Here is a 4,638-nt window from a genome sequence, read left to right as displayed (position 1 = left end):
GTAATCGCCATGTCGAGTACTGACAGCACTCGATGCAGCCCAGCCACAGCGGTTTGGGTCTGATCGATCACCTCGGTGAACTCGGCGATCGGTTCGAGGAACCGGTAGGTCAGGAATACGAAGCTGACGAGCGCTCCAGCGGTCAAGCCACCTTCGGGCCCACGCCAGATGCCTGCGCCGATCACTGCTGACACCGTGAACACCGCGAAGATCTCTCCCGACGGGAACAGGAATGCTCCGTATAGCGCCGCACGGATCTGATCTCGCGCCTTCTTCTCTGTGGCTTCTTCCACCACCGCGGCAAGCGTGTCGCCGGCGTCATACGCCCGAATCGCACCGGCGCCAGACACGACCTCGGCGATTGCGCCCAGCATCTCACCGTTGCTCTCGCGTGCCCTGCCGTGGGCGACGAGCAGACGCTTCTGCACTGCTCGCAACACGAAAGCCAGCGGCAACGAGATAGCGAAGGCAATCAGCGCGAGCATCCAGTCGTAGGCGAGCATCGCAATGGCGACGATGACCATCAAGGTCGAGCTGCGCATCAACGCCATGCCGCCCCACTGGAAGAACTGCGCGAGTGTCTCGATGTCCGAGGTGACTCGTGCAACGAGCCCGCCGCGACGCTCTTCGTTGTGGTCGGCCAGGCTGAGCTGGGTGATGTGACCGATCAGTTTTGATCGCAGGTCATAGAGGGCGCGTTCGCTGCGCTCCCCCAGCCTGACCTGCGCCTGTCGGAGTGCCAACGCTGCGAGTGTCACCGCGACCGCAGCGATCACGGCAAGCTGAGCGACGTAGCCGACGCGAACGTTCTCGCGGCCCACGATGCCGTTATCAATCGCCTGCTGGATGAGCACGGGGACAACGATGCTGCCGGCCGACCCGATGGCAGCGAGGAAGAATGTCAGTCCCAAACCGTCACGCAACACCGGTGCAGCCTCGAGACCGCGCTTGATAGTTGAGATCGTCGTATCGATGTTGACGGTTCCGAAGGAACCGGCAACGACAGCCGGCGCGCCCTCGGCCGCCGGCCCTTCGTCAACCGGATCGACAGCTTCCGCGATGATCGTCATGTCGCCGGACCACGATCGGCTTCGAAGGCAGCAACCAGTTCACGGTAGTCATTGTGTGATGCAAGAAGTTCGTCGTGCGTGCCATGGCCGGTCACTTCACCAGCGCTCAGGAACACCACGTCGTCGGCCAGCGCAACCGTCGATGGTCGAGAAGCAACGAGTAAGACTGTGGTGGCGGCCAACGCTGTTCGCATGTTGTCGAGCACCTTGGACTCTGTCGCCGGATCGAGCGCCGATGTGGTGTCGTCGAGGATCAACAGCGCCGGCTGGCGGATGAGTGCTCGAGCGAGCGCCACACGTTGTCGTTGCCCGCCGCTGAGGCTGACGCCACGTTCGCCGACCATCGTGTCGAGCTGGCCTGCGAGGCCCCGCACGAAGTCGTCGGCAGCAGCGATACGGAGCGCCTCCCAAATTTCGTCGTCGCTAAACCCGGTACCGAATTCGATGTTCTCGCGCACCGTGCCCGCCAGCAGGAATGCTTCCTGGAAGACAATCGAACGTTGTCCGGCAGTGATCTCGATCTGGCCCGACGTCGGTGCGACGAGGCCGGCGGCAAGATCGGCGAGCGTGCTCTTGCCTGAACCCGTCGGCCCGACGACCGCAGTGATCGACCCGGAGGGCAACGTCATGGTGATGTCGTACAGCGCATGGTTGTCGGCATCGGCGTGGCGGAAGCCAACGGCGTTGAAGGCGACTCCGACGCCCGCCGCCGCGACTGCGATCCCTCGGCGTGGATCAGCCTCGACAGGTTCAGAGACCACAGCTTGGATGCGCGTCCATGCCGCCATCGACCGCGGGAGTTCCGACAGGGCGTACCCGATCAGGCGCAGTGGCAACACCAAGAGGGTGAAGAGGAAGATCACACTGGAGAACTCTCCAACGGTCACGTCGCCGGACTGCACACGAACGGCACCGATGACGACCAATGCAATGTTTGTGAGTGTGGGGATCAGGTCGAGCAGCGCTTCGAACCAGCTGCGCATCCGGATCGCTGTGATCCGTGGCGTCAACACATCGCCCGCCAGGTCGGCGAGGCGCTGCGTCTCTCTGGCTTCGGCTCCGTACGACTTGATGAGCTGAATGCCCTCGAAGCTCTCGTGGACTCCGGCCGCGAACTTTCCGAGTCGTTCCTGCGCCTCGGTGAAATACACAGCAACCGAGCGTTCATAGACAACGTTGGTCGCAATCAGGATCGGGAACACAACGATGGCGAGCAGACCAAGTGGGATATCGGTGAGGAACAGCCAGATCGTCGAGACAAAGATCATCACCACCGTGCTCGACGCGAACGGAATTGGTGCGATCACGCTGACGGTCGCTTCGGTGTCGACGCCGGCGCGCGCTACGAGGTCGCCGTCGGCGTGACGACGATGCCAGCCGAGCGGTTGGGTAACCAGCTTGTCGAGCACTTGGTTGGTGTACGTCTGGGCGACTCGCCACATACCCATCGAGGCGAACGCTCGGCGGAACACGACGCCGACAGCCCGCACAAGCCCGATGCCAATAATCATCGCAAATCCGGTGACCACCGCGCCGATTTCGACGTCTCCTTCTTCAAACCGGACGATGATGACTTCGTCGATCACCCAGCGGATCGCGAAACTCGATGCCACCGTTGCAAACGCGAAGACCGCAGCCCCGCTGAATGCAATCGCGAACAGACGCGGATGGAGCGACAGCATCGAACGGATCAGGTGCCAGTTCCTGCGGGCGCGCGAACCGCTTGATTCTCTGCGCATGTCGCCCACGGGCGTCGCAGATGTCTTCGTCACGTCGGGCACATCGCGTTTCTACCAGCCGTACTCCGCCATAACGTGCTGCCTTGTGGTGACACACGGCGAACAGATCGACAGCAACGGCCACTTTCAGCGGAAGCCGCGCAAGAAGGGGCTGACCGTTGGCAAGGTGCTTTTTCCCGTTGGGGCGCTTCTGTTCGTCTCGTTCTGGGCGTGGGCGTTGTTCTTTGCATCGAAGACCTCCGTCAACAAGATCGAAGATCGGGCATGGGCCGAACGGGCCGAGGGGATCTGTGCCCCGGTCAAAGAGCAACTGCGTGCGTTTGAAATGCAGGCCGATCCGAGTCTCGACGTTCGAGCCGACCTCGTGGTTCAGTCGACCGACACCCTCGGCCGCATGCTCGACGACCTCATCGCCGTTACCCCGTCCGACGCAAAGGGCCAGGCCATCGTGCCCAGATGGATCGCCGACTGGCGCCAGTTGCTCGACGATCGCTACGCCTACTCCGAGCGCTTGCGCGACGGGCAAAACGTTCCGTTTACCGAGACCGCAGTCAATGGCGTTCCGATCACCGAACGCATCGAGAACTTTGCTGGCGATAACGAGATGCCAAGCTGCGCACCCCCGCACGGCTCGGTGCTCTGACTCCAAGCTCTTCGATTGAGGCCCGCAAGTCGGGCCCTGCGAATTACAGCTGCTTGATCACCCGGGCTGGCGCGCCGGCTGCCACGCAGTTGTCCGGTAGGTCACCGGTAACAACACTGTTGGCACCGACGACGACGTGCTTGCCGATGTTCGCACCTGGCAGCACGATGCTGCCGTGGCCGAGCCAGGCTCCGTCACCGATCGACACCGGCCGTTCGGGCATGACCTGCATGGAAATCGGGAGATCGAGGTCTTCGTACCCGTGATTTTGATCGGTGATGTAGACGTGGTGGCCCGTCCACACGTCATTGCCAATCTCGATCCGCAGGTGACCAACGATGCCACTTCCCTTGCCGATCAGGCACCGGTCGCCAATGCTGACGACCGGGTCGGTGATCATTTCCTGGCCGGGAACCATGCCGGCCGAAAGGGTGACGTGCGGCCCAATCATCGTGCCCTCACCAATGTGGATGTACTGCTCGTTGAACAGCGTGTTCGGCGGGAAGCAGATCACACTGTTCTTTCCAAACTTGCCAAAACGTTTGCCCCTGCCGGTGTCCGGACCGATCGCACCCAGCTCCGTCGCAAGTTCCCAGCCGCGATGCACGGCTTCACTCGATGCACGCTTGACACTGGTCAACAGTCGCTGCCGCAAGGTGTCGGGTACCGGGTCTCGTTCGAGCACAGGTTGACGCTATCGGCCCGGCCGATTCAGCTGATCAGTCATCCTTTGGCCGCTGGCCGTAGTCCTGCCAGGGTCCGTCACGATCGGCGATGACCGGCTTGAAACCGCGCTCCGCGATGTCTTCGGTCCAGCGGTACGCCTCTTCGGTGTGGCGCGTGACGCCGTCGAAGAACGTGCCAAGCATCTGCGAAGTTCGCAGGCCCATATTCTCGAACGCCTGATTGATGAGCAGTTTGTTGAGAGCGAGCTGGTTGGCCGGGATCGTGGCAAATCGGCGCGCCTCTGCTTCGACCTCGGCAGCAATCTCGTCAGCCGGAAGTACATGGCTGACCAGGCCGATGCGGTGGGCCGTCGGGGCATCGATGGCCCGGCCGGTCAGCAAGAACTGCTTGGCATGTTCGAGACCCAGCCGGTGGACCCACATCATGGTCGTCGGCGTGCCGTAGATGCGGCTTGGTGCGTACCCGATGTGCGCGTCTTCAGCCATATACAGCAGGTCGG

General features: G+C 62.3%; 5 protein-coding genes. 1 reads left to right on the top strand and 4 read right to left on the bottom strand.

The window, feature by feature from the left end:
- Together ACH2EI_RS21870 and ACH2EI_RS21865 are read right to left on the bottom strand one after the other, a co-directional pair.
- Window positions 1–1,070, bottom strand: a 1,070-nt coding sequence (locus ACH2EI_RS21870; RefSeq protein WP_395161571.1) for an ABC transporter transmembrane domain-containing protein, incomplete at its 3' end; no start/stop codon positions are given.
- On the bottom strand, window positions 1,067–2,842 hold the full coding sequence (locus tag ACH2EI_RS21865) for an ABC transporter ATP-binding protein (protein ID WP_395152686.1): 1,776 nt from the start codon (window positions 2,840–2,842) through the stop codon (window positions 1,067–1,069). The genes ACH2EI_RS21870 and ACH2EI_RS21865, both read right to left, overlap by 4 nt.
- Before the next feature lie 52 nt (window positions 2,843–2,894).
- Between ACH2EI_RS21865 and ACH2EI_RS21860 the strand changes: the two genes are divergently transcribed.
- Window positions 2,895–3,452, top strand: coding sequence for a hypothetical protein (locus ACH2EI_RS21860; RefSeq protein WP_395161569.1), 558 nt, complete (start codon window positions 2,895–2,897; stop codon window positions 3,450–3,452).
- 43 nt (window positions 3,453–3,495) lie between these two features.
- Here ACH2EI_RS21860 and ACH2EI_RS21855 read toward each other — a convergent pair whose 3' ends face one another.
- A complete protein-coding gene (locus ACH2EI_RS21855) occupies window positions 3,496–4,137 on the bottom strand; it encodes an acyltransferase (protein WP_395152688.1) in 642 nt (213 codons plus the stop codon).
- A gap of 34 nt (window positions 4,138–4,171) precedes the next feature.
- Window positions 4,172–4,638: enoyl-CoA hydratase-related protein (locus ACH2EI_RS21850; protein ID WP_395152689.1), on the bottom strand; the 467-nt coding region annotated here is incomplete at its 5' end.

The sequence above is a fragment of the Ilumatobacter sp. genome, assembly GCF_041688325.1.
Classification (GTDB): Bacteria; Actinomycetota; Acidimicrobiia; order Acidimicrobiales; family Ilumatobacteraceae; genus Ilumatobacter_A.
Note: the sequence above shows the minus strand (reverse complement) of the source record. Positions and strands in the feature narration are given on the sequence as shown.